This is a genomic window from Pseudomonas baetica (assembly GCF_002813455.1).
Classification (GTDB): Bacteria; Pseudomonadota; Gammaproteobacteria; order Pseudomonadales; family Pseudomonadaceae; genus Aquipseudomonas; species Aquipseudomonas baetica.
This window is the reverse complement of record NZ_PHHE01000001.1, coordinates 6,771,826-6,797,727: the sequence shown is the minus strand read 5'-3', so window position 1 is coordinate 6,797,727 and position 25,902 is coordinate 6,771,826. Positions and strand designations below refer to the sequence as shown.

Genomic DNA, 25,902 nt, shown 5'->3' with positions numbered 1-25,902 from the left:
TCTGTCGCAATAAATTTCAAGGGCTGAAGGATATACGCCCTCACCCGTCTCTGAGTAAAACCCTTACACAATTTCACACAGCGCCTACAAAGCTTCACCGCTACTCTCGGCGACTGCCCGTAGGATGCGGGCATCAATATTGGGGGTGGTACATGTTCAAAAATCTGCTGGCCGGGCTCGGCCTCATCGCCGCAGCGCTGACGCTGAGCGCCTGTGATTCGTCCTCGAACGCCGAGGAACAGGCACCACCGGCTACCGTGCGCATCGAAACCCTGGAAGCCCGCCCCCTGTCGATCAGCAGCGAACTCAGCGGGCGCATCGCCGCGCCGCGCATTGCCGAGGTACGCGCCCGGGTCGCCGGCGTAGTGTTGCAACGCACGTACCGCGAAGGCAGTGACGTGAAAAAGGGCGATGTGTTGTTCCGTATCGACCCGGCACCGTTCAAGGCTGACCTCGACAGTGCCGAAGCCGCCCTGCGCAAAGCCGAGGCCAACGCCTTCCAGGCCAGACTGCAGGAACAGCGCTACGCGCAATTGATCGATGACAAGGCCATCAGCGCTCAGGACTACGACAACGCCCGCGCCAACGCCCGGCAGACCGCCGCCGATGTCGCCGCCAACAAGGCCGCGGTGGAACGCGCGAAACTCAACCTCGGTTATGCCACCGTCACCGCGCCGATCTCCGGGCGCATCGGCCGGGCGCTGGTCACCGAAGGTGCACTGGTGGGGCAGAACGAAACCACGCCACTGGCGCTGATTCAGCAGCTCAACCCGATTTACGCCGACCTGACCCAGTCGACCCGTGAACTCAATGAGCTGCGCCGCGCGTTTCGCTCGGGGCAGTTGCAGCAAGTCGGTCAGGATCAGGCCAAAGCCACATTGATTCAGGATGACGGCAGCCTTTATCCGCTGCCCGGCAAGCTGCTGTTCAGCGACATCACCGTCGATCCGGGCACTGGCCAGATCATTCTGCGCAGCGAATTCCCCAATCCAGACCTCGACCTGCTGCCGGGCAGCTTTATCCGCGTGCGCCTCGAACAGGCCACGATCCAGAACGGCATCACCGTGCCGCAGCGCGCTGTGCAGCGTGACAGTGCCGGTATCGCCCAGGTGCTGACCGTCGACGAACAAATGCGCGTGGCCGAGCAACCCGTGCAACTGGGCGCGGTACAGAACAATCGCTGGATCGTCACCGGCGGCCTTAAACCCGGCGACCGCATTGTCATCGAAGGCCTGCAACACGCGCGCCCCGGCGAGAAAGTGCAAATCGACGACACCCCTCTTCCACTTGCCCAGACCTCTGGTCAGTAAGCAGGACGCTTTTATATGCCGCAGTTTTTTATCGACCGCCCGGTGTTCGCCTGGGTCGTCGCCCTGTTCATCCTGTTGGCCGGCGCGCTGGCCATCCCGCAGTTGCCGGTGGCGCAGTACCCCGACGTTGCACCGCCGCAGATCGAAATCTATGCCGTGTATCCGGGCGCTTCGGCGCAGACCGTCGATGAAAGCGTGGTCAGCCTGATCGAGGAAGAGCTCAACGGCGCCGATCACCTGCTGTATTTCGAATCGCAGAGCAGCCTGGGCAATGCCACGATCAAAGCCACGTTCCAGCCGGGCACCAACCCGGAACTGGCGCAGGTCGATGTGCAAAACCGCCTGAAAGTGGTCGAGTCGCGCTTGCCGCAAGCTGTCAACCAGCAGGGTTTGCAGGTGGAGAAAGTCTCCGCCGGTTTTCTGTTACTGATCACCCTGACATCCAGCGACGGCAACCTCGACGACGTGGCGCTCAGCGATTACCTGGCGCGCAACGTGATGAACGAGATCAAGCGCCTGGACGGTGTCGGCAAGGCTCAGTTGTATGGCGCCGAACGAGCCATGCGCATCTGGATCGACCCGCAGAAGCTGATCGGTTTCAACCTGAGCCCGGCCGATGTCAACGCGGCCATCATCGCCCAGAACGCCCAGGTCCCCGCCGGCAGCATCGGCGACCTGCCAAACCCTTCGACCCAGGAAATCACCGCGACCATTCTGGTCAAGGGCCAGTTATCGACGCCGCAGGAATTCGCCGACATCGTGCTCAAGGCCAACCCGGACGGCTCCACCGTGCGTATCGGCGATGTAGCGCGGGTCGAGATCGGCAGCCAGGAGTACCAGTTCGGCACGCGCCTCAACGGCAAACCGTCCACCGCCGTCGGCGTGCAACTGGCACCGGGGGCCAACGCCCTCGCGACCGCCACCCTGATCCGGGCGAAGATGGACGAACTGTCGCGCTACTTCCCGGCGGGCGTGGAATACAAGATTCCGTACGACACTTCGCCGTTCGTCAAGGTCTCGATCACCAAAGTGATTTACACCCTCGGCGAAGCGATGCTGCTGGTGTTTGCGGTGATGTTCCTGTTCCTGCAAAACATTCGCTACACGCTGATCCCGACGCTGGTGGTCCCGGTCGCGTTGATGGGCACCCTTGCCACCATGCTCGCGCTGGGGTTCTCGATCAACGTGCTGACCATGTTCGGCATGGTGCTGGCTATCGGCATTCTGGTCGACGACGCCATCGTCGTGGTGGAGAACGTCGAAAGGATCATGGCCACCGAAGGGCTTTCGCCCAAGGACGCCACACGCAAGGCGATGACGCAGATCACCGGCGCGATCATCGGTATCACGCTGGTGCTGGTGGCGGTGTTCATCCCGATGGCGTTCATGCAGGGTTCGGTCGGAGTGATCTATCAGCAGTTCTCGCTGTCGATGGCGACGTCGATCCTGTTCTCGGCATTCCTCGCCCTGACCTTGACCCCGGCCTTGTGCGCGACACTGCTCAAACCGATTGCCAAAGGCGAACATCACGAAAAAAGCGGGTTCTTCGGCTGGTTCAACCGCCGCTTCGAGCGACTGACCGATCGCTATCAGCGTTGGGTCGGTTTTGCATTGAAGCGCACCGGACGCTACCTGCTGATCTACGTCGTGCTGCTGGTCGGCCTGGGCGTTTGTTTCATGCGCCTGCCCTCTTCGTTCCTGCCGGTCGAAGATCAGGGTTACACCATCACCGATATTCAACTGCCGCCTGGCGCCACCAAGAACCGTACGGTGCAAGTGGCCGAGCAGCTTGAAGCGCATAACGCCGGTGAGCCGGGTATCAGCGACAGCGTGGTGATTCTCGGCTTCAGCTTCTCCGGTAGCGGCCAGAACGCAGCGTTGGCGTTTTCGACGCTGAAGGATTGGTCGCAACGCGGCAGCGATGACTCGGCCAGTTCGATTGCCGACCGCGCGAATATCGCCCTGAGCCAGATCAAGGACGCCATGGCGTTCTCGGTTCTGCCACCACCCGTGGATGGGCTTGGTACTTCCAGCGGTTTCGAATTCCGTTTGCAGGACCGTGGTGGCCTGGGTCACGCGACATTGATGCAGGCGCGTACCGAGTTGCTGGCGGCCGCCGAGAAAAGTCCGGTGCTGATGAACGTGCGTGAAAGCGCACTGGCCGAAGCACCGCAGGTACAGCTGGAAGTGGACCGCAAGCAAGCCAATGCCCTGGGTGTATCGTTTGCCGACATCGGTAACGTGCTGTCCACGGCGGTGGGCTCCGCCTACATCAACGACTTCCCCAATCAGGGCCGGATGCAGCGCGTGGTGGTGCAAGCCGAAGGTGATCAGCGCAGCCAGGTCGATGACTTGCTGAAAATGCATGTGCGCAACAATGCCGGAAAAATGGTCCCACTGTCAGCGTTCGTACAAGCCAGATGGATCCAGGGCCCGGCGCAGTTGACGCGATACAACGGCTATCCGGCGGTTTCGATTTCCGGCGAGCCGAAGCCCGGCCACAGCACCGGTGAAGCGATGGCGGAGATCGAACGGCTAGTGGCTCAAGGGCCCAAAGGTCTGGGCCAGGAATGGACCGGCCTGTCGCTGCAGGAGCGTTTGTCCGGCAGTCAGGCGCCGATTCTGCTCGGCCTGTCGCTGCTGATCGTGTTCCTGTGTCTGGCGGCGTTGTACGAGAGTTGGTCGATTCCAACTTCGGTGTTGCTGGTGGTGCCGTTGGGCGTTCTCGGTGCGGTATTGGCGGTGACTCTGCGCGGCATGCCCAACGACGTGTTCTTCAAGGTCGGGCTCATCACCATCATCGGCCTGTCGGCGAAGAACGCGATCCTGATCATCGAGTTCGCCAAGAGCCTGTACGACGAAGGCCACGATTTGATCGACGCCACCCTGCAAGCCGCACGCCTGCGTCTGCGCCCGATCGTGATGACGTCGCTGGCGTTTATCCTTGGCGTGGTGCCACTGGCCATCGCCACCGGCGCCAGCTCGGCGAGCCAGCAAGCGATCGGCACCGGAGTGATCGGCGGAATGATCACCGCGACGTTGGCAGTTATCTTCGTCCCCGTGTTCTTCGTCGTCGTCATGAAGCTCGTAAAGAAATTCACCAAACCCCACTGATCCAAACTGTAGGAGCTGCCGCAGGCTCGGGCCGCGATCGGACGATCTTTTGACTTTGCTTTTAAAAAACAAGATCAAAAGATCGTCCGATCGCGACCCGAGCCTGCGGCAGCTCCTACAAAAGCCCGGTGGCGTGCGCTATGGTGCAGGGATCGATCACTGATGTGAGTCCCCATGCGCCTCCTCGCCCGCACCCACCCTCGCCTCTCTGCCGCTGCCCTGTTTGGCCTGGCCACTGGCTTGTTGGTCCCGGCCGAGTCCATCGTCAGCAAAATCCTCATCGGCTGGAACGCCGGCGTCTGGACCTACCTGATCCTGATGCTCTGGCTCACTGCGCGATCCAAGGCGCCGGACGTCAAACGCATTGCCGAAGTCGAGGACGAAAACGCCGGCCTGGTGCTGTTTGTAGTGTGCATTGCCGCGCTGACCAGTCTAGCGACCATCACTTTCGAACTGGCCGGCAGTAAGGATCTGGATACCACACGCAAACTCATGCACTACGGCTTCACCGCGCTGACCGTCATCGGCTCATGGTTGTTGATCGGGGTGATTTTCTGCGTGCATTACGCAAGGCTGTATTACACGTGGGATGGCAAGGAACCGGCGTTGCGCTTTGCCGAAGGGCTGACCACGCCCAACTATTGGGACTTCTTGTACTTCTCGTTCACCATCGGCGTGGCGGTGCAAACGGCTGATGTTGGCGTGGCGACGAGGGGCATCCGCAAAATCGTATTGGCACAGTCGCTGATCGGGTTTGTTTTCAACACGGCGATTCTAGGATTTTCGATCAATATCGCGGCGGGGCTGTTTGGCTGACGGCGGCGCGAAACTTTTCAGGATTACCGCCTGCCATTAGATCGCCAAACAAACCAGCGAATGACGATTTGATAGGTTTTCATGGATGGAAAATCAGGGCACCACTCTTTAAAGTATAAAAACCGCATTGCATATAAAACATCTACATGCTCTGCAGAAGCATAAATTTACCCGTCTGTACACCTGTCAACTCTGACAGTATACAAAGTTGTGCACACACGTTTATATGTGACATCCATGCATTAAGCTGGATCTGGCTTATGGATAGGTACCTAACTAAATTCGGAGAACATTCATGAATGCGCCGCTAAATGCAACCATCCAAGCCACAAACTCATTCACTGCAAAAATCTTGCGCAATAACACCGTAGAAAGCTTTAACGCCAATTACTTCAATCTGAAACGGGAAGACTACCCGGAATTGGGTGGCAAACAATGGGTATTCACAGCCGAGCACATTGTTAGAATAGATGAAACCCGAATCGACACGAAGACGATTACCCTGATTTTCCCTGAAGAGACTGAAGGTGGAACTTTTTTCATTCCCGCAGCAACCAAGGGACTCAAAATTGACTACATCGACACGGCTGATGCCGAGCCTTGTATACATTCTGCCTTCCAAGGCACAGTATTTTTGGCCTTTATACGCAAAGGTGATGAAATAAACCAGATTGATGGAAATTTTGATATAACCGTTGAAGACACCGACGGCGGCTCATTCAAAATTTCCGGTCAATTAAGTTACGACACCGCAATCATTTGAGAAGTAGCGAACGATAAAAAGGAAGCCCGGCTTCCTTTTTATTTTATAGCTCTTATACAAGCATTAAAAGTTATAACTAAGTCCAGCGCTAATGCTGTAATCCTGGCTCACGGTTTTACTCGTACTTGTATTGAACTCACTGTATATCTGCCAGGCTTTTTTCGTCGGCGTCCAGTTTATTCCTGCGCCCAATTCCACAGCAGTAGCCGACAGATCGTCATTAAATTGAGTGTCATTCACAGTGATCTTGTTATTTCTTATAAACTCTTGTGAAAGTGCGACTTTTAATCGGGGTTGCAGTTTCCCACCATTGGCAAAAGCCATTTCACTGCCGATGGTAGTGCCGACCTTACCGACCAGTGAGCGGGTGTGATCATTACTGACGCGCAAGCCATTATCAAGCGTGTAGTCTTTGCCCTGAGCGATGGCAGCCGCGACTTGGGTAAAGGGTTCGAGGAACACGCCATTTTCAAAAGCGATATGTTTGCCAACCTCGACCGAACCACTGAGTGCCAGATTTTCATAGTCACCTTTGGTTCGCGTTCCATCACTCATTGTGACTTTGGCACTGTTGTCGAACTGGTTGATTTTGGTGACCGTATCAACGTAAAAACCCCTCGCCGCATCGTACCAAGTCAAATAGCCCCCAAGATATCTGCTGTTGATAGTCGCATTGCTACCTCGTTTCAGATCCATCTTGGTTTCGCTATAGCCGACAAAGCCACCCGCCTGCCATTGGCCATCTCCTATCGGTAAAGGTGCGTCTGCTCCCACCGATACACCTGTCTGGCTTTGCGAATAACCGTCACCATAGGCATTGGCAACATTGTATTGATTGCCATAGGTTCTGATCCAGATCCCGGCTTGTGATTGCCCTGTAGACTGGGCGCTGACACTCGGCTCAGCGCCATTCAAACGTCGATCACCGTGTCGACTATTCAAGGTAGTCATTTCTGCATGGAGAATCGTCGGCGTGGTTGCAGCAATTGCCAGGGCCGCATTGGTACCTGTGCTGACCGTCTCTTTGTTCGGAGCAAGGTACAACTCCTCCCCTTCCTTTAACAGTTTATAAGTGAATGCACCCGCATCCACAGAACCATTTAGCAAAGAGAAAGCGGCATCGCCAGTCGCAATGTTGCCGATTTTCAAAGGGTTACCTGAGGCTGGATCGTTGGCACTGGCGGCTATCAATAACTGATGGCGCCCGGTAGCCGTACCGGAAACATTCAAAAAATCACTTTTATCAGCGGCAAGATCTGCTCTCATCGCAAAAACACCAGCGCCCGACAGATTGACGATATCAACACGATTAAACGCATCGCCGCTAGTCAAATCAACAGTACCGCCATTAAGGTGCAGTTTACTGACCAGGTTATTTCCGGTCATTTTCCACTGAGCTCCGTTATTCACATCGACACTCGTGGAGTTGTAAATATTCCCCTGGACTACAGACGCAGTATCGATAACTACAGAAGCACCGCCAGGCAGATCATTAACAATGTCCCCCTTGAGAAAACTTCGGTTATTCACATTAACTGCTGCCGCATTGTGAAGATTACCGGCCAATGAACTATCATTCTGCAACGTAATATTGGCAGATGCGCCGCTTGCAACTTCGACGTTGCCAGTCAGCTCGCTGTTATCAACAGTGAGGTTGACGCGCCCCCCGTTGCCAACCTCTATTAAATTGCCATTGCCGCTAACCAGACTGGCACCATTGCGAACGTGTACGTTAGTGGCAATCGAACGCCCTGCACTGTCGACCGCAATAGCGGCTCCGCTGCCACCCGACACGCGTGTGCCATCCAGCACCAGGGTATTGGCACGATCGATAAAATTATCACCGCTCAACAAGATGCCATTCATCCCACCGACGATGCTGCCGCCTTGTGCGAAGACATCTCCGCTGGCCAAGCGTAAACCGTAACCATTGGCGCTATTGGAAACCAGATCAGAGCGGGCCAGGTTGAGTGTAGTTTGCGCACTGACGACCGCTGCTTCTGTGCCGCCGGTAACCGTAGTTCCAGTCAGGGACACCACTGTCTCACGAGGTGCGTTAACGATACGTCCAACCTGCAACCCGGTGGTATCACTGGTAATTGTGCTGTTTGTGATGACAGCGGTTGAGTTGGTAATGGTGACAGCCGGCTGATTTGCACGCGCCGTGACAGTGGCACGATCAAGTGTCACTGTCGAGCCGTTAGTTGCTCGAATGTCTTGCAAAACACCCGTATTAACAACCAGCTTTGATGCACTCGAAGAAACATTCAATGTCTCAGCATTATTCAAAGTCAACGTAGCACCGCGACCAATAATAAAGTCCTCCACTGGCGCACCATTATTGATCGTTTCATCGGTGACGATGGCGCGAGCATGAGCCATCGATGTGGACAATACGGAAAAAGCGAGAAACCAAAATTTTCCTGCACGACCCGCCATCAGCTTTTTGTCAAAACAATGCAAAGGCATAAGAATTACCACCCAAAAATAAATCAACAAGGATAACTTGGGGGGGTTCCCATTAAAGTTTCCTCCCCCAGAATGGCCGGAAGACTACAGACCAAATTCTCGCTTTTCTGTAGGACTAATCCTTAACTGCTGAAAGGAAAATCTGCGACGTTGAAAAACTAAACGGGAAGGCATTTCTCATGCCCCCCGTTTAATCAGACCCGATTTTCTTGACTCTCCCTCTAGTCATCTCACTTCATGACAGAACTCACGGTTCCCATTGACCAGAGAAATAATCTTCACCGTTGCATTCGATGTTGCTCGAGTGCCATCGGTCCATACCGCCGTGTACTTAAGTGATGCATAAGTAATCGGCGGCGCGGGGACAGGGAAAGGGTCCGGACGCGTCTGGATAGGCAAAATCTTGGTCAGATATTCCGCGATCTGACCCGTAATGCCCGTCGTGGCCTCGGTTCCGGTTACAGGAATAGACACATCTTGATCGGTACCAGCGATTGGCAGTGCTCCGGCTGCATCAGTAGTCCCGACCCAATGGGCGGTGATGCTTTGCAAACCCGCCAGAACAGGATTCGCCGCGACCCTGAAAGTCAGAAACGGCAGAGGTGGCCTGACGCCTCGAACGAATCCAAGGGTTGGACAGTTGATAATACTGTTGTTGTCGAACAACCTGTCAATGACCGGCTCAGGCACTTCTTTCGAAACAGTGGTCACCGTCACCGTTTCATCCAGACTCCGTTGCGAGTTGAGCCCGCCGATATATGAAAATCTCCAATAGGTGAGCTTGTTCCCCGGGCCGCCATCAACCACTCTCTGGGCGGGCATAGTAGATTCGTATTGCGTCAATCCTTCCGCTGAAAATTCTTCGACAAGACGCCCGTCGTAATACCAACTACAAACAACGTCGTCTCCCAATGGCTTGGTCTTCGGTAATGGAATAATGACCTTCGGATCTGTTAGCAGATCAGCAGGGTTCAATGTATTTAGAATATTGTCGACCCCACGGAGTTGCACTCTCGCCAGCGATTTATTGATTTCATCAGGCTCATCCGGGTTTTCCTCACCTGGGTAGGAGAAATCCAGATCGGGGGTTGCCGCCGTGGAGTCTCTCGGAGTGATACCACGCATCCAGGTCCAAAAGACGCGCGTGCCAACTTCACGAACATCAGGATCTCCTCCAGCAAGAGAGGCGTAAATCGTTTTCAAATCAATCCATTTAATCCTGAAGATCAACTCGGATTTAGTTCCAAATTCTTGCACCGGAGGATCAAGGGGTATCGTTTCAAAACTCTCGAAAAACACACTAGCCTTGTCGGTGTCTTGCGTATTTGGAGGACGCTGAACTCTAATCGGCACCCCTAAAGGTTCGTAGAACCTTACATCGGCAAGGTCAATGGTGTTATCGCCGGCAGTGTTGGCAGCGTCAATGATCGGAGCAGCGAGAATAGGAAGCGGGACAAATTCGACGACTCGACTGTGGGCGAGCATATCAGCGCTGCGGTTACCCGCCGCATCTTCATAGGCCATGATCAGCCACACGGTACCGTTTGCCAGTTTAGCGATCTCCGACATCGGGATAGACACTTTGCCATCCGTCGGCACAGGATTAACAATCAATGTCGGGGTAAGCTGGCGTGTAGGCCTTAACGTGGAGCTCAAATAAAGGTAAACCTTATCTGTATTCTTAAGATCCCATCTGGTGTCTGTGACCGGCAATGTGAATTCCATCCCGGTAGTTCGAATGGTTTCCAGATACTCCGAATCAATTCTAGCGGTCGCTGGCAGTGGAAAGTCCAGTCGAGTGGGCGCCATGACTCGGACATCGCCCTTGTTGTGGAAAGGAGCGTAAGTATCCAACGAATAAGTGGCCATTTCAGAATACTGTACGTTACCGTCAAAGGACCCCCTGCACTCGATCTTCCATACGGTGGGTGAGGCAGAACCTGCCGTGGGAATGTCCCTCAATCTACCTGGGGGTACTGTGACATCCCATTGCTTTGGTCGGTTGTTGACGGGGGGCGCGGCTTCATCCACCAACAATTCCCACGGCCATGATTCAGGAACATTCGGGTCGTCTCCAGGGCTTACGGGACAACCCATGAGCATTACCCGATCCCTGTCATTCGGGTTTTCCCAAGCGAAAACAGTAACCCTAATGGGAAGATCAGGCTGGCGTGCAACTGTTGTAGTACCCGCCTGTGCCGCGGCGCTTTTCAATATCCCAACGGGTACTAATTCACCATCTGCCACACCCACAATGACAGGTTTTGGCGAATCGGCCATAACGCCGATATTTAATTGTTTTTGTCTGATTTCTGTCCGGGAGTCCTCCGCGACCTTTTGTACAGCGTTTAGCTTCATATCAATTGTCATGTTAACAGTTCCTTCCGTTTATTAACGATGCCAGCAAAAAAAAACAACGCAATCCAGCAAATTTCAAAAACAACAGCAAAACCTTTCAAGGGCCACAGCTATATTCTTCTCCAGGCTCTAACCTGTCGACCTTTACCAACCCTGGAGATGACTTCGCAATTAGCACACCGTTGCGGTATATCGAATAAATCGCCAACGCCGAAGCATTTTTTTCCAACGGCTTTACATATTGCACATAATCGTCTATCCAAAAATCATACCCGGCTACCACCTCCTGAGGGGTCAATACCTTCTTCAGTTCGTGGATAAATAACGCCGGACCAGAACCATTCAAACTTGCATACCCGGCCCACTCCAAACGCAACTCGTCGTTCTCGATCCAATCAACTAGCTTGGGTACTGGAATGCGCACGATCACTACCTCCCATAACTTGGGAGTCGACTTGCAGTTCAAATAACCCCATAGATTCGCACTCGGGAAAACCGGCTTAATCAATACAACAGGTGGTGTGCGTCTAACGCTAAGAACTCTGTCGCCTGAGTAAGCGATATTCCCGTCTGTGATGGTCTCGTAATGCAAACGGTACGTTCCATCAACTGCAAAGAACTCGGGCGCAATGATCGGCCGATAATCTGGCTCGGTTAGTGGGCTTGGATAGTTTTGCTGAAAAACCTCGTCCTCATTCAAATAGATATTAAGAAGATTCGCTGACCCGACGGGAGCCGGGAAAGGCCATCTCGGTACGATTACAGTCAAGCCATTTTGATGGGCAACTGGAAGAATGACTCCATTCGCATCGACCTCAATAACTATCGGCGAGTCGTAATCAAATACACCAATGGAGTCGGTGCCTCTACGCCCCGCTACATTTGTTGTTTTTTGATCGGCCATTCGACGTACCTGACTTGATTTGGTTTGCAACAGAATGACTTTATTAGGCGCTTCAAAATGAGATCCGCCTACTGTCAGATCTGACAGGGGAAACGACCGCTGGTCGGAAATTCACGCGTTGGGTACGTCTGTCGGCGCTCATCGCGCCTTGACGGAGATGGAGGGTTTAGTGTTATCTGAAACCGGTTTCACTCCATTCCGAAATCTTATCCAAAAACAAGAAAGCTACTTTGATGAACGACTTCTCCACCGCCCAGCGCAGCCGCATCACCATGCTCGACGTCGCCGAACGCGCCGGCGTGTCCAAGGCCAGCGTGTCGCGTTTTATCGGCGATGACCGCGCCCTGCTCTCCGATGCCATTGCCCTGCGCATCGAGCAGGCCATCAGCGAACTTGGCTACCGCCCGAACCAGATGGCCCGTGGTCTTAAACGCGGGCGCACGCGCCTGATCGGCATGCTGGTGGCCGATATCCGCAACCCATATTCGATTGCCGTGATGTACGGGGTGGAAACCGCCTGCCGTGCGCACGGCTACAGCCTGGTGGTATGCAACACCGACCGTGATGACGAGCAGGAACGCCAGCACTTGGCCCTGTTGCGCTCGTACCACATCGAAGGGCTGATCGTGAACACCCTCGGCCATCACCGTGACGAGTTGCACGAGTTACGCCGCGAGATGCCGATGGTGCTGGTAGATCGCAAGGTCGACGGGCTCGACAGCGACATGGTCGGGCTGAACAACCCGCAGGCTGTCGAAATGGCGCTCACACACCTGGGGCAGCGTGGGTACCTGGATCTGGTGCTGGTGACTGAACCCTATGACGGCACCAGTTCGCGGATCGAACGGGTCAGCAGTTTTCAGGCGCAGATTGCGCAGCGCTCGGAGCTGACCGGGGCGGTGATGGAAACTGGCGATGACCTGAGCGCGCAACTGCAAACCTTTTTAAACACACCTGGTAATGGCCCGAAAGCGCTGTTTTGCGCCAATGGTGTGGCGGCACTGGCGGCGACAACTGCGTTGCGCCAGATTGGCTGTCGACTGTTCGAGGATATCGGGCTGATCGCCCTGGATGACCTGGACTGGTATCCGTTGGTGGGCAGCGGGATCACCGCCCTCGCCCAGCCGACCGCCGAGATCGGTGCGCGGGCGTTTGAGTGCTTGCTCAAGCGGTTGCGCGGGGATGTCGAGGCGCCGCGCCAGCTGGATTTTGCCCCGGTGCTGGTTGAGCGGGGTTCGACCCTCGGGATTTTGCGGTGACTTGTCTGGCCCCATCGCTGGCAAGCCAGCTCCCACATTGTCCGCGGCACACACAAAACCTGTGGAAGCTGGCTTGCCAGCGATGGGGCCCGGAAAGACAACCTGGAAACATCTAAAAAATTTGAACAAAAATGAAACCGGTTTCAGAGGTGTACAACAATGAATAAACCTGCCGTTTCCATCAGCCTGTCCAGCTACGGCGCCGAGCTTGTGCGTCAGCGCGGGCAAGACTTTTTCATCGATGTACTGGCCGCTGCCGGTGCCGATCGCATCGAGTGGCGCGAAGAGTTGCTGACCCGCGAAGTGCCCGCGCAATTGTGCGCCGCCACTCTCGCGCAGGGGCTGCAGAGTATCTATTCGTCGCCCACCGAGCTGTGGCTCGCCGGGCAGTCTCATCCGAACCCGGAGTTGATTACCGCACTGCAACACGCCGAGGCGTTTGGTTCGAAGTGGCTGAAAGTCTCGCTTGGCTACTTCACCGACAACTGCGATTTGTCGGTTTTGCAGCAACGACTCAATAACAGCCCGGTGCAGTTGCTGGTGGAAAACGACCAGACCCTGCACGGTGGCCGCATCGAACCATTTCAGCGCTTCTTCACCGCCGTTGAACAACACAACCTGCCCATCAAGATGACCTTCGACATCGGCAACTGGCAGTGGCAGGACCAGTGCGCGACCAACGCCGCGCGCCTGCTCGGTCGGCATGTCGGTTACGTGCATTGCAAAGCCGTGGCCCGTCGCGGCGACGGCAAACTGGTCGCGGTACCGCCTGCGGTGGGTGACCTGCATCTGTGGGAACAACTGCTGCGGCACATGGCCCAAGGCGTCATGCGCGCCGCCGAATATCCGTTGCAGGGCGATGACCTCGTGCAATTGACCACCGAGCACGTCGCCGCCCTCGCCCGCCTCGGCCAATCCCGTCTGGAGCCTGCTCATGTCTGAGATCGATATTCTGTCGTTCGGCGAAACCATGGCGATGCTGGTGGCCGAGCAAACCGGTGATCTGGCGACGGTCGAGCAATTTCACAAGCGCATTGCCGGAGCGGACAGCAATGTGGCGATCGGCCTGTCACGCCTGGGTTTCAATGTCGCGTGGCTGAGCCGCGTTGGCGACGATTCGCTGGGACGTTTTGTGATACGGAGCCTGGCCAGGGAAGGGCTGGATTGCAGCCATGTCGCCGTCGATGACAATCATCCGACCGGTTTTCAGTTCAAGTCCCGCACTGAGGATGGCAGCGACCCGCAAGTCGAGTATTTCCGGCGCGGTTCGGCGGCCAGTCATCTGTCGCCGCAGTCGATCAGCGCCAGTGTGCTGAGCGCCCGGCATCTGCACGCCACCGGCATCCCGCCGGCTCTGTCTGCATCGGCCCGGGAGATGTCTTTCGAACTGATGACACGCATGCGCAACGCCGGGCGCAGCGTGTCGTTCGACCCCAACCTGCGCCCGAGCCTGTGGGCCAGCGAGCGCGAGATGATCAGCGAGATCAACCGCCTCGCCGCGCTCGCCCATTGGGTGCTGCCGGGTTTGAGCGAAGGTCGTTTGCTCACCGGTTTTGACGATCCGGCGGACATTGCCGCGTTTTATCTGGACCAAGGTGCCGAAGCGGTGGCGATCAAACTTGGCCCAGAGGGGGCTTATTACCGCACGCATCTGGATCAGGGCTTTGTCGCCGGGGTGCCAGTGGCCAATGTTGTCGACACGGTGGGTGCCGGGGACGGCTTTGCGGTGGGGATGATCAGTGCCCTGCTGGAACACCAGAGTTTTGCCGGGGCGGTGCAGCGGGCGAACTGGATTGGCAGTCGTGCGGTGCAGAGTCGTGGAGATATGGAGGGGTTGCCGACCCGCCTGGAGTTATCGGTTGAATTTGAGTCTGCCTTCGCGAGCAGGCTCGCTCCCACGTTTGAAATGCGTTCCCTTGTGGGAGCGAGCCTGCTCGCGAAGAGGCCAGCCTAGTCAGCGAAAAATTTGAACCTGCTGCGACAAAAACAACAAGCTCAGGAGCAACACCATGAAAACCGCAACCCTCGCCGCCCGCCGCTGGTGGTACATCATGCCGATCGTGTTCATCACCTACAGCCTGGCGTATCTCGATCGCGCCAATTACGGTTTCGCCGCCGCGTCCGGCATGGCCGAAGACCTGATGATCACCCCGGGCCTGTCTTCATTGCTCGGCGCGCTGTTCTTCCTCGGCTACTTTTTCTTCCAGGTACCCGGTGCGATCTACGCGCAAAAGCACAGCGTGAAGAAACTGATTTTCGTCAGTCTGATCCTCTGGGGCGGCCTCGCCACGTTGACTGGCGTGGTCTCCAACGCCTATTGGCTGATCGTCATCCGGTTCATGCTCGGCGTGGTCGAAGCCGCCGTCATGCCGGCAATGCTGGTGTACCTGTGCCATTGGTTCACCCGTGCCGAACGCTCACGAGCCAACACCTTTCTGATCCTCGGCAATCCGGTCACGATGCTGTGGATGTCGGTGGTTTCCGGGTACCTGGTGCAGCATTTCAGCTGGCGCTGGATGTTCATCATCGAAGGTTTGCCGGCGGTGCTGTGGGCGTTTATCTGGTGGCGTCTGGCCGATGATCGTCCGGCCCAGGCCAAATGGCTGACCGACCATGAAAAGCAGGATCTGGAAAGCGCCCTGGCCGCCGAACAGGTCGGCATCAAAGCGGTGAAGAACTACGCCGAGGCGTTCCGTTCGCCGAAGGTGATCATCCTGGCGTTGCAGTTTTTCTGCTGGAGCATCGGCGTCTACGGCTTTGTGCTGTGGCTGCCGTCGATCCTCAAGGCCGGCGCGCAAATGGACATGATCGAGGCCGGCTGGCTGTCGGCGTTGCCGTATCTGGCAGCGGTGATCGGCATGCTCGCCGTCTCATGGGGCTCGGACAAACTGCAAAAACGCAAACGCTTCGTCTGGCCGCCGCTGCTGATCGCCTCGATTGCGTTTTACGGCTCCTACGCGCTTGGCGCGGAACATTTCTGGTGGTCGTACACGCTGCTGGTGATTGCCGGCGCCTGCATGTACGCGCCTTACGGGCCGTTCTTCGCGATCGTGCCGGAGATTCTCCCGGCCAATGTCGCCGGTGGTGCGATGGCGCTGATCAACAGCATGGGCGCACTTGGTTCGTTCGGTGGCTCATATCTGGTCGGTTACCTGAACAGTTCCACCGGTTCGCCCGGTGCTTCATACCTGCTGATGAGCGGCGCGCTGATGCTGTCGGTGGTGCTGACGATTTTCCTCAAGCCCGGCGCCAGCGATCGCGTCGTCGCCAAAGCCGTGGCCACGCGTCCCGTGCCGGCTCACTCCTGAAGAGATTTTTGCCATGAAAAAACAGGTCGTTCTGTACAAGAAACTCTCGCCCGCGCTGATGGCGCGCCTGCAACAACAGTTTGACGTGACGCTGATTGAACGCCTCGACGCTGACGGTCTGATGCAACTGCGCGACGCCTTGCCCCGCGCCCACGGTTTGCTCGGTGCCAGCCTGAAACTCGACGCCGCGCTGCTGGATCTGGCGCCGCAACTGGAGGCGATTGCCAGCGTCTCGGTGGGCGTCGACAACTACGACATCGACTACCTGACCCGGCGCAAGATCCTGCTGACCAACACACCGGATGTACTCACCGAAACCACGGCCGACACTGGTTTTGCCTTGATCCTCGCCGCTGCCCGGCGGGTGGTGGAACTGGCCAATATGGTGCGCAGCGGTCAGTGGCATCGCAACATCGGCCCGGCGCATTTCGGCACCGATGTGCATGGCAAGACATTGGGGATTATCGGCATGGGGCGCATCGGTGAGGCGCTGGCTCAGCGTGGGCACTTCGGCTTTGGCATGCCGGTGATTTACCACAGTCAGTCGCGTAAGCCGGCTGTTGAAGAGCGCTTCAACGCGCAGTACCGCAGCCTGGAAGTGCTGTTGCAGCAGGCCGATTTCATCTGCCTGACTTTGCCGCTGACCGCGCAGACCGAAAAACTGATCGGCGCCGAACAGTTTGCGTTGATGCGCCCGGAGAGCATCTTTATCAATATCTCGCGTGGCAAGGTTGTCGATGAAGCGGCGATGATCGAGGCGCTGCGGCACAACCGGATTCGCGCGGCGGGGCTGGATGTGTTCGAACGTGAGCCGTTGCAGCATGATTCACCGTTGTTGCAGCTCAACAATGTGGTGGCGACGCCGCACATGGGTTCGGCGACGCATGAGACGCGCGAAGCGATGGCGCGGTGTGCGGTGGAGAATCTGTTGGGGGCTTTGGGTGGGGAGAGGCCTGTGAATCTGGTGAATCCATCGACTTGGCAGGGCTGAATTAATCAGTGACCGTAATGCCGCCTTCGCGAGCAGGCTCGCTCCCACACTGGATCTTCAGTGTTCACAAAACCAATGTGGGAGCGAGCCTGCTCGCGAAGAGGCCGGTACTGGCAACCCTAAATGTCAGGCACTGCGCGCCTGTAACAGCTGCACCGCACACAGCGCAATCCGCGCACAGGCATCTGCCAGTTTCACCCGATCCACCACCAGCCCGATGCGGATATGCCCTGCCGCACTCGGCCCGAAGGCTTCACCGGCCAGCACTGACACGCCATACCCCTCAAGCAAACGCTCGGCAAACGCCTGCGCGCCGAGCCCGGTCTGGCGCACATCGACCATCACGAACATCCCGCCATCCGGGCAAATCGGCTGCAACCCCGGGCAGCCGCGCAAGCGTTCGCACACCAGATCCCGACGCAGACGATATTCCTCGCGCATCTGCGTCACTTCCGGCAGATCGGTTTCCAGCGCCACTTGCGCGGCTTTCTGCACGAAATCCGGCAAACCGAACAGCATGCTCAATGACAGATTGACCAGATGTTCGGCCAACGATTTCGGCCCGATCATCCAGCCGACACGCCACCCGGTCATCGCGTGGGATTTCGACAGGCTGTTGATCGTCGCCGTGCGGTCGGCCATGCCCGGCAGGCTCGCCGGGCTGATGTGTTGCCCTTCATAAAGAAGTTCGCTGTAAACCTCGTCGCTGATCAGCCACAAGTCGTGGCGAATGCACAGCGCCGCCAGTTCCTGCCAGATGAGCAGTGACAGGCTCGCACCGCTGGGATTGTTCGGACTGTTGAGCAGCATGGCACGGGTTTTCGGCGTGATTCGCCCGGCAACATCCGCAGGATCGACGCGAAAACCGTTTTCCGGACGCACCGGCACCGGCACTACGGTCGCGCCGCAAGCACCGAACACGCCTTCATAGGTCACGTACATCGGCTCAGCGACGATCACCTCGTCGCCCGGATCGAGCAAGCATTGCGCCACCGAATACACCGCGCATTGCGCACCGGGCATGACGATCACCTGATCGGCATCGACCGTTTGCCCGCTGCGTCGGTGATGACGCTGGGCGATCAACTTGCGCAGCGCCAACCGGCCGCGCACCTCGGAATAATGCGTATCGCCGGCCAGCAGGCTGTCGATGGCACCGTGGACGATCGGCAACGGTGTATCGAAATCCGGATCGCCGACGCTCAGCAGCAAAATATCGACACCCTCGGCGCGCAGTTCCAGCGCTCGGTCATGAATCTGCCAGGCCGCAGCTCCCTCGCCGGCGATTCGTTGGGTCAAGGCTGAATAGCGCATGTACGCCTCCTGGTTGCGCGGTCTCCAGCCTTCACCCTATCTCAAATCACATAACACGCCAGCGCGAAAAGCGAACTGTCAAGTTTGACAGTAGCGGGAAAAAAAATGCTTCGGCCTAATGTTGACTCTGAACCCAAAGGAGGCTTGACAAATGGAAAAACTCTCGCCGCTGAAAATCGTTGATGCGATGCCCAATTACGGAGTGAAAGAAGATCCGGTTTACCCAGAGAAAAATCTGCTGTCGTACATGATGGCTGAGCGTCATGTGCGCGTTCGAGTGACTGATCCCTGGCTCGACTCAGCGACAGTTGGTCAGTACGACAGTATTTCCCTCATGCTGGCCAAAGCAGACGGCGAGTTCGAACAGGTCAGTAAACAAACGCTCGAAGGGCCGATCACATTCCCGCTCACGCTGGAAGTGAGCAATCCGGGTTTCGCTGATGACCAGTACCATGTTTTATTCAGGGTACAAACCTACAACGGCAAGGTTCATGAATCCGAGGCTGTGACGTTTACGGTCGATAGGCGAATTCCGGCAAAAGGATTGAAGCTGCCCATTCCGGTTATCGATGACAAACTGCTGGAAAACGGCGTGACCACTGATTACCTGAAAAGGCACTGTGACGTTGTACAGTTGGGAATTCCCCGTTACCCGCAAAGCCAGGCAGGGGATTACGTGGTCGTATACTTCGGACCGCCAAATCCTTACCCCGTGGCTGGAGCTGGATTTACAGCTGGGACGCTGATTGATATCAACGCCCATATCAGCATGCTCGCTGTGCCTGGAGCGCTGTTCCGTGGCGTGGAAAATGGCGTTTATTTAATGCACTACAGAATCTTCAGCCGTGCGGGCGGAGCCTCCGATATGTCGGTAGGGAAATTCATACGCATCGATCTGGATACCGAAACGCCATAACCCATGAGCGTCGCAATGCCATTGGAGGGCCGGATAACGCCGGCCCTCCAATAGCGCGCAGTGCTCAAATCACAAAACGCGCCACCATGGTATTCAAATTCACCGCCAGACGCGACAGTTCGTGGGTCGCGGCGCTGGTCTGGTTGGCGCCGTCAGCCGATTGCGTGGCCAGGTCACGGATGTTGACCAGGTTGCGGTCGACTTCACGCGAGACCTGCGCCTGCTCTTCCGAAGCACTGGCGATCACCAGGTTGCGTTCGTTGATCTGGTGGATCGACTGGGTGATCTGCTCCAGTGCAACGCCCGCAGCGCGGGCCATTTCCAGGGTGGACTGAGTGCGCTGGTTGCTTTGCTGCATCGAGGAAACCGCTTCGCCGGTGCCGTTCTGAATGCCGGCAACCATTTTCTCGATCTCTTGCGTCGACTGCGCAGTGCGATGGGCCAGTGCGCGTACTTCGTCCGCGACCACGGCGAAACCACGTCCGGCTTCACCTGCGCGAGCGGCTTCAATGGCGGCGTTGAGTGCCAGCAGGTTGGTCTGTTCGGCAATCGCCCGGATCACGTCGAGCACTTTGCCGATGTCGCGACCTTGCGCGGCGAGGCCTTCGATCATTTGCGCGGTGTTCTGCACGTCGTGGGTCATGGTCTGGATCGCGTCGACGGTTTTCACCACTTGATCGCGACCTTCACGGGCGGCGTGGGTCGACTGGTTCGAGGCTTCGGAAGTCGACACGGCGTTACGCGCCACCTCCTCCACTGCGGCGGTCATCTCGTTGACGGCGGTGGCCGCCTGTTCGATTTCATTGTTCTGCTGTTGCAGGCCACGGGAGGCTTCTTCGGTGACGGCGCTGAGCTCCTCGGCGGCGGCGCCCAGTTGCGTGGCGGAACCGGCGATCTGTTCGATGGTTTTGCGCAGGTTGGTCTGCATCGCGGCAAGGGCGGTGAGCAGGCGCGCCGGTTCGTCCTTGCCGTCGACTTCGATAAGCTTGGTCAGGTTGCCATCGGCGATGGTTTGCGCCGCCTCAACGGCACGGTTCAGCGGGGTGACGATGCTGCGCGTCAACAACAGCGCCAGCAACACGGTGGCGAGCGCGGCAACCACCGCGACGATGACGATGCCGGTGATGGCGCTGTCGTAATTATCGCCCGCCTGAAGCGATGCAGTTTTCGCATCGGCAGCGTTGATGGCGATCAGTCTATTCAACTGCTCGCCCATCTGGTCGGTACCGTCCTTGATCCGCGTGTTCATCAGAGTGCGCATGTCTTCGAGTTTGTCGTGACGCGACAGGTCCATCATCTGTTTTTGCGCTTGCAAGTAGTTATCCAGCGTCGATACGAAGGTCTGGTAGAGCGCTCGTTCCTCACCACCGGTCGGCAGCGCAGCATAGCTGGCTTGAGCTGCGCGCAACTTGTCGAGCACCGCGCCAATGAGCCCCGCAGTATCCTGCAAGTCGGAGGGTTCGCGATTGACCAGTGTGCGGTAGGACAAGATTCGCAGACGCAGAACGTTTTCCGTCACCGCGCTGAGTTGAGCCACGCCGGGAATCTGGTTCGACTCCATGTCGATGGAAGCCTGGCGGATGATCGACATGCGGTTGACGGCAAACACACCGAGCACGATCACCAACAAGGCAATAAACGCAAAACCAAGGAAGGCACGGGGCGCGATATTCAGGTTACGTAAGGACATGGTTGGGCTCTCGAAAGATAGAAGCTACGAGCGTCCATGCCCTGATCACTGGCCCGGAGGGCGGGCTACAGTGCGGCGTCACTGTTTTTGAGGATTTTTGTGCGCGCCTATTGGCTGTATCGGCCCGGCTTTAGAAAGGATGAGGGTAAAGATGAAATATTTTTCAGGGCGTTACAGCAATGAAACAGCTGACCGCCGATGTCGACAGCTCCTACAGTGCGGACGTCTCAGGGTTTTGCGGCGAGTTGCCACACGCGGGCGATATCGGTAGCGCGTTCACGCAGCAATCGTGGTGCTTCAGCGCAGGCCTGCTCCAGCGTCATGGGGCCACTGGTGACGGCAAACGCCGCATCGATACCGTGGTTGTAGAGTTCCTGATAGCCCTCTCCCAGCGTCCCGGCAATGACGATCACCGGCACGTCGTGTTGTCTGGCAATCCGCGCCACGCCGAACGGAGTTTTGCCACGCAACGTCTGCGCGTCGAAGCGCCCTTCCCCGGTGATCACCAGATCCGCGCCTTTGACCGCTTCGGCCAGCCCGACTAACTCGGCGACTACCTCGACCCCAGCTTGAAATTGCGCACCGAGAAATGCCTTGGCGGCAAACCCCAAACCACCTGCAGCACCGCTGCCGGGTTCGTCGCGAACGTCTTTGCCCAACGCTTGCGCACTCAACTGGGCGAAATGCCCCAGAGCCTGATCGAGTTGTTGCACTTGCGCCGGCGATGCCCCTTTCTGCGGGCCGAAAATTGCCGAAGCACCGTGCGGGCCGCACAGCGGATTGTTCACGTCGGCGGCGATATCGAAACGCACGTGCGCCAGACGCGGGTCCAGGTCGCTCAAGTCCAGGTGCGCCAGTTGTGCCAATGCCAGACCACCGGGCACCAACGACTGGTTTTGCCCATCCAGCAATTTCACACCCAGTGCCTGCATGGCTCCGGCACCACCATCATTGGTCGCGCTGCCGCCAATCGCCAGAATTACCCGTTGTGCGCCGGCGTCCAGCGCCGCACGAATCAGTTCGCCCGTGCCGAACGTGCTGCTGATGCAGGCATCGCGCTGCCCCGGCGGCACCAGCTGCAAACCACTGGCCTCGGCCATTTCGATGATTGCGGTGTGGTTGTGCGGCAACCAGCCCCATGCGGCGTCAACCGGCGTGCCCAACGGGCCACGCACACGGTTACGGCGCAACTCGCCTTCGCACGCGGCGAGAATCGATTCGACCGTGCCTTCGCCGCCGTCAGCCATCGGGCATTTGATCAGCGTGGCGTGCGGCCACACTTGCGAAAGGCCCAGGGCAATGGCCTCGGCGACGCCTTGGGCACTCAGGCTGTCCTTGAACGAATCGGGGGCAATGACGATCTTCATGCGAATTCTCCAGTTCCAATGCCCCTCATGCTGCCAGTCGGCATGCGCCTTGACGCCTGTCCGCTGCACAATTGGCGCGGGGGGTTATTGTTCATTTCTACAAAACCCCCGGAAATGTGTGTTGGATACACCGGCCTCTTCGCGAGCAAGCCCACTCCCACAATGGGAATGCACTCCACCTGTGGGAGCGGGCTTGCTCGCGAAGGCGTCAGTGGCATCAGCCGATTAACTCGGATCAGTCTGCGGCAGCAGTTGCACGCCAAGGTACAGCGCCAACATCCCTTCCAGCCTTAACGGATCGACCCCACTGATCTCGGCAATCCGTTCCATCCGATAGCGCAGGCTGTTGCGATGAATCCCCAGCGCGTCGGCACACGCCTGGCTCTGTCCATCGTGTTCACACCAGCTGCGCAGCGTCGCGAGCAACTGACCGTTGCCGTCCTTGGCGATTACTTTGCGCAGTGGCTTGAGGAGTTCATCGAGCGCGTCATCGTTGCGATGGCGCCAGAGCATGACGGGTAATCGGTAGCGATTGAGGTTGAGCAACCTGGAATGCGGCAAGACTTCGCGGCCATAGGCGAGCAGATCCGCGACCCGTCGATAACACCGGCGCAAACCGCTCAACCCCTCCGCTTGCCCGCCCACGGCGATGCGCAGAATGTTCCAGCCCAGACCGTCGAGTTTCTCCAGCAAACGATCATGTTCAATGTGCTGGCTCGCCGGGCGGCACCACAACAGTGACGACTTCGCCGAACTCACGCACCAGCTGTCTGGATAGCGCGACATCAGCCAGGCACTCAGCGCATCGACGGTTTGCCCCGGCCCGTGTTCCAGACCCAGTTCAAACAGATACGGCACCCGCGTCAATTGTGGTTTGAGCCCCAGTTGCTGTGCCTCATCGAGCAACCGTGGCGAATCCCCGGCCTCACTCAGCAGCAATGCCAGCAAGTCATCGCAGCGTTGCCGCCGCCATTGCTGCTCGGCCTGCTGATTGCGCTGGCCGACCAACATCTCTGCCGTCATGCGCACCAGCTCGGCGTAAGTGCGCAGTTGCTCGGGCTCGCCGGTGATGCCAAGCACGCCGATCAAGCGTTGGTCGAGCATCAGCGGCAGGTTGATTCCTGGCTGCACACCCTTCAGATGCATGGCAGTCGGCGCGTCAATCTCCACCACCCGACCGTTGGCCAGCACCAGTTGCGCGCCTTCATGCCGGGTATTGATCCGCTCCGCTTCACCGCTGCCGAGGATCAGGCCCTGGCTGTCCATGACGTTGACGTTGTACGGCAAAATGGCCATGGCCCGGTCGACGATGTCCTGAGCGAGGTCGTGGTCGAGTTCGAACATAACGGAGCAAATCCTTATAAACAGGCACGGGCGGTTGTTCACGCGCACAGGGCTTGGCGACAAACCCTGTGCTCAGGCACAAAGACAATCCGGCCAAGGGTGGTCGAGACTCTCAGGGCGATCAACGTTACCCTTTGCATCGCAAAAAATCATAATAAAGAGAGAGCCGCTATGTCGCAGAGCGCCGCAGCTACCCAGACCATCGACGACGATAAAAACGCCGTTTATAAACGCATCACCCTGCGTTTAATCCCCTTCATCTTCATCTGCTACCTGTTCAACTACCTCGACCGGGTCAACGTTGGATTCGCCAAACTGCAGATGCTCGACGCACTGAAATTCAGCGAAACCGTTTATGGCCTTGGCGCCGGTATCTTCTTCATCGGCTACGTGCTGTGCGGCGTGCCGAGCAACCTGGCACTGACCAAATTTGGTCCACGGCGCTGGATTGCCGTGATGATGATCACCTGGGGCACGCTGTCGACCTGCCTGCTGTTCGTCACCACGCCGACCGAGTTTTATACCCTGCGTCTGTTTACCGGTGCGGCGGAAGCCGGGTTCTTCCCCGGCGTCGTGCTGTACCTTTCGCAGTGGTTCCCGACCTTCCGCCGTGGCCGGATCATGGCGCTGTTCATGTCGGCGATCCCGGTCTCCGGCTTGCTCGGCAGCCCGTTCTCGGGCTGGATTCTCAATCACTTCGCCGCAGGCCAGGGCGGTTTGGCCGGTTGGCAGTGGATGTTTCTGCTGCAAGGCATTCCGACCGTGATCCTCGGGGTGCTCGCCTACTTCCTGTTGAGCGACAGCTTCGCCAATGCCAAATGGCTGACTGCGCATGAGCGTGCCGTGCTCGAAGCGGATCAGGCCGAGGACCTGGCGAACAAGCCAAAGACCACCTCCGACTCATTGCTCGCGGTGTTCAAGAACCCGGCGATCTGGGCGTTTGGCTTGATCTACTTCTGTATCCAGAGCGGCGTGTACGCGATCAATTTCTGGCTGCCGTCGATCATCAAGAACCTCGGTTTCAGTGACAACCTGGTGATCGGCTGGTTGAGTGCGATTCCGTATCTGCTGGCAGCGGTATTCATGCTGGTGGTCGGGCGTTCGGCGGATCTGCGCAAAGAGCGCCGCTGGCATCTGGTGGTGCCAATGCTGATGGGCGCGATCGGACTGGTGATCGCGGTGAATTTCGCAGCCAATCCGGCAATTGCGATTCTCGGTTTGACCATTGCCACCATGGGCGCGCTGACCGGGCTGCCGATGTTCTGGCCGGTGCCAACGGCCATGTTGAGCGCCGGCGCCGCTGCCGGTGGTTTGGCGCTGATCAACTCGATGGGGCAAATGGCCGGGTTCCTTAGCCCTTATCTGGTGGGTTGGGTCAAGGACAGCACCGGCTCGACCGATGCCGCGTTGTATCTGCTGGCGGGTGTGATTGTTGCCGGCAGCTTGCTGGCGTTGCGCATGACGCGGACGTTGCGGGCTTGATTTAAAAGATCAAAAGATCGCAGCCTGCGGCAGCTCCAAGGGATCGGGGGCTGGCGCGGGCGTGGATCTTTTTGCTGTCAAGCGCGAGCATCCAGCTCAATCACCAACCCGCCCGGCATCTGTACAAAAATCTGCCAGATCCCATCCTCAGGCACTTGCGCCAACTGGTACGGCAAGCCACTTTCTCGCACCCGCTGCAACACCCTTTCTGCCGGCTCATCGGTGCGAAACGCGATGTGGCTCAGTGCGGTGTCGGCGAACGTCGACTGCTCGATCACATGCACCACGGCGTGCGCATCCTGATACAGCCAGCGACCCGGAAACGGGAATGGCGGACGACGCCCCGGTGCAAGGCCGAGCAATGCCGTGAAATTATCCTGCAAGGTCTGGCCGTCAGCGGTGTTGAAGGCCAGATGATCGAATGACCAGGTCATGTTCCTCTCCTGCGCTTATTCATTGATTGCAGTATCCACGCTTGCCAATCACGGAAAAATCCG

Annotated in this window: 19 protein-coding genes; 11 read left to right on the top strand and 8 right to left on the bottom strand. The window is 57.5% G+C overall.

Going from position 1 to position 25,902, the window contains the following annotated elements; all coding sequences use genetic code 11:
• Positions 1-152: 152 nt before the first annotated feature.
• The 4 genes from ATI02_RS31525 to ATI02_RS31510 all read left to right on the top strand — a co-directional run bounded on the left by ATI02_RS31525 (position 153) and on the right by ATI02_RS31510 (position 6,003).
• Entirely contained in the window at positions 153-1,310 is a 1,158-nt protein-coding gene (locus ATI02_RS31525) for an efflux RND transporter periplasmic adaptor subunit (protein ID WP_100848363.1), read from the top strand.
• A gap of 15 nt (positions 1,311-1,325) precedes the next feature.
• Complete coding sequence (locus ATI02_RS31520) at positions 1,326-4,424, top strand: multidrug efflux RND transporter permease subunit (RefSeq protein ID WP_100848362.1); 3,099 nt, start codon at positions 1,326-1,328, stop codon at positions 4,422-4,424.
• A 174-nt stretch (positions 4,425-4,598) separates the two neighbouring features.
• A complete protein-coding gene (locus tag ATI02_RS31515; RefSeq protein ID WP_100848361.1) occupies positions 4,599-5,240 on the top strand; it encodes a DUF1345 domain-containing protein in 642 nt (213 codons plus the stop codon).
• A 295-nt stretch (positions 5,241-5,535) separates the two neighbouring features.
• Entirely contained in the window at positions 5,536-6,003 is a 468-nt protein-coding gene (locus tag ATI02_RS31510) for a hypothetical protein (protein ID WP_100848360.1), read from the top strand.
• 63 nt (positions 6,004-6,066) lie between these two features.
• Here the strand turns inward: ATI02_RS31510 and ATI02_RS31505 are convergent, their stop codons facing one another.
• The 3 genes from ATI02_RS31505 to ATI02_RS31495 form a co-directional block, all read right to left on the bottom strand.
• Positions 6,067-8,472, bottom strand: coding sequence for an autotransporter outer membrane beta-barrel domain-containing protein (locus ATI02_RS31505; RefSeq protein WP_146166107.1), 2,406 nt, complete (start codon positions 8,470-8,472; stop codon positions 6,067-6,069).
• Positions 8,473-8,697: 225 nt separating this feature from the next.
• The gene (locus ATI02_RS31500; RefSeq protein ID WP_100848358.1) at positions 8,698-10,842 is read right to left on the bottom strand and encodes a hypothetical protein; all 2,145 of its coding nucleotides are present in this window, start codon (positions 10,840-10,842) and stop codon (positions 8,698-8,700) included.
• 85 nt (positions 10,843-10,927) lie between these two features.
• On the bottom strand, positions 10,928-11,734 hold the full coding sequence (locus ATI02_RS31495) for a hypothetical protein (protein WP_100848357.1): 807 nt from the start codon (positions 11,732-11,734) through the stop codon (positions 10,928-10,930).
• A gap of 233 nt (positions 11,735-11,967) precedes the next feature.
• On the opposite strand from ATI02_RS31495, the gene ATI02_RS31490 reads away from it, so the two are divergent.
• The 5 genes from ATI02_RS31490 (at position 11,968) to ATI02_RS31470 (ending at position 17,292) form a co-directional block, all read left to right on the top strand.
• On the top strand, positions 11,968-12,993 hold the full coding sequence (locus ATI02_RS31490) for a LacI family DNA-binding transcriptional regulator (RefSeq protein ID WP_100848356.1): 1,026 nt from the start codon (positions 11,968-11,970) through the stop codon (positions 12,991-12,993).
• A gap of 159 nt (positions 12,994-13,152) precedes the next feature.
• Positions 13,153-13,935, top strand: coding sequence for an IolE/MocC family protein (locus ATI02_RS31485; protein WP_100848355.1), 783 nt, complete (start codon positions 13,153-13,155; stop codon positions 13,933-13,935).
• Positions 13,928-14,947 carry a sugar kinase gene (locus ATI02_RS31480; RefSeq protein ID WP_100848354.1) on the top strand — a complete coding sequence of 340 codons (1,020 nt, stop codon included), beginning with the start codon at positions 13,928-13,930 and terminating at the stop codon, positions 14,945-14,947. The genes ATI02_RS31485 and ATI02_RS31480 overlap by 8 nt, the downstream gene beginning before the upstream one ends.
• A gap of 55 nt (positions 14,948-15,002) precedes the next feature.
• Positions 15,003-16,301: an MFS transporter gene (locus ATI02_RS31475; RefSeq protein ID WP_100848353.1), complete on the top strand. Its 1,299-nt coding sequence runs from the start codon at positions 15,003-15,005 to the stop codon at positions 16,299-16,301.
• A gap of 13 nt (positions 16,302-16,314) precedes the next feature.
• Positions 16,315-17,292 (top strand): 2-hydroxyacid dehydrogenase, encoded by a 978-nt coding sequence (locus tag ATI02_RS31470; protein ID WP_100848352.1) that lies wholly within the window; start codon positions 16,315-16,317, stop codon positions 17,290-17,292.
• Positions 17,293-17,418: 126 nt separating this feature from the next.
• Here ATI02_RS31470 and ATI02_RS31465 read toward each other — a convergent pair whose 3' ends face one another.
• On the bottom strand, positions 17,419-18,606 hold the full coding sequence (locus tag ATI02_RS31465; protein WP_100848351.1) for a pyridoxal phosphate-dependent aminotransferase: 1,188 nt from the start codon (positions 18,604-18,606) through the stop codon (positions 17,419-17,421).
• A gap of 151 nt (positions 18,607-18,757) precedes the next feature.
• On the opposite strand from ATI02_RS31465, the gene ATI02_RS31460 reads away from it, so the two are divergent.
• Positions 18,758-19,522 carry a hypothetical protein gene (locus ATI02_RS31460; protein ID WP_100848350.1) on the top strand — a complete coding sequence of 255 codons (765 nt, stop codon included), beginning with the start codon at positions 18,758-18,760 and terminating at the stop codon, positions 19,520-19,522.
• 64 nt (positions 19,523-19,586) lie between these two features.
• On the opposite strand, the gene ATI02_RS31455 is transcribed toward ATI02_RS31460, so the two are convergent.
• The 3 genes from ATI02_RS31455 to ATI02_RS31445 all read right to left on the bottom strand — a co-directional run bounded on the left by ATI02_RS31455 (position 19,587) and on the right by ATI02_RS31445 (position 23,923).
• Positions 19,587-21,212, bottom strand: a complete 1,626-nt coding sequence (locus ATI02_RS31455; RefSeq protein WP_100848349.1) for a methyl-accepting chemotaxis protein — start codon at positions 21,210-21,212, stop codon at positions 19,587-19,589.
• A gap of 227 nt (positions 21,213-21,439) precedes the next feature.
• Positions 21,440-22,579: a glycerate kinase gene (locus ATI02_RS31450; protein WP_100848348.1), complete on the bottom strand. Its 1,140-nt coding sequence runs from the start codon at positions 22,577-22,579 to the stop codon at positions 21,440-21,442.
• Between the two features lie 225 nt (positions 22,580-22,804).
• On the bottom strand, positions 22,805-23,923 hold the full coding sequence (locus tag ATI02_RS31445) for a sugar diacid recognition domain-containing protein (RefSeq protein ID WP_095187231.1): 1,119 nt from the start codon (positions 23,921-23,923) through the stop codon (positions 22,805-22,807).
• A gap of 171 nt (positions 23,924-24,094) precedes the next feature.
• On the opposite strand from ATI02_RS31445, the gene ATI02_RS31440 reads away from it, so the two are divergent.
• Positions 24,095-25,405 (top strand): MFS transporter, encoded by a 1,311-nt coding sequence (locus tag ATI02_RS31440; protein WP_095187232.1) that lies wholly within the window; start codon positions 24,095-24,097, stop codon positions 25,403-25,405.
• Between the two features lie 77 nt (positions 25,406-25,482).
• Here the strand turns inward: ATI02_RS31440 and ATI02_RS31435 are convergent, their stop codons facing one another.
• A complete protein-coding gene (locus tag ATI02_RS31435) occupies positions 25,483-25,839 on the bottom strand; it encodes a VOC family protein (protein WP_100848347.1) in 357 nt (118 codons plus the stop codon).
• Positions 25,840-25,902 lie beyond the last annotated feature (63 nt).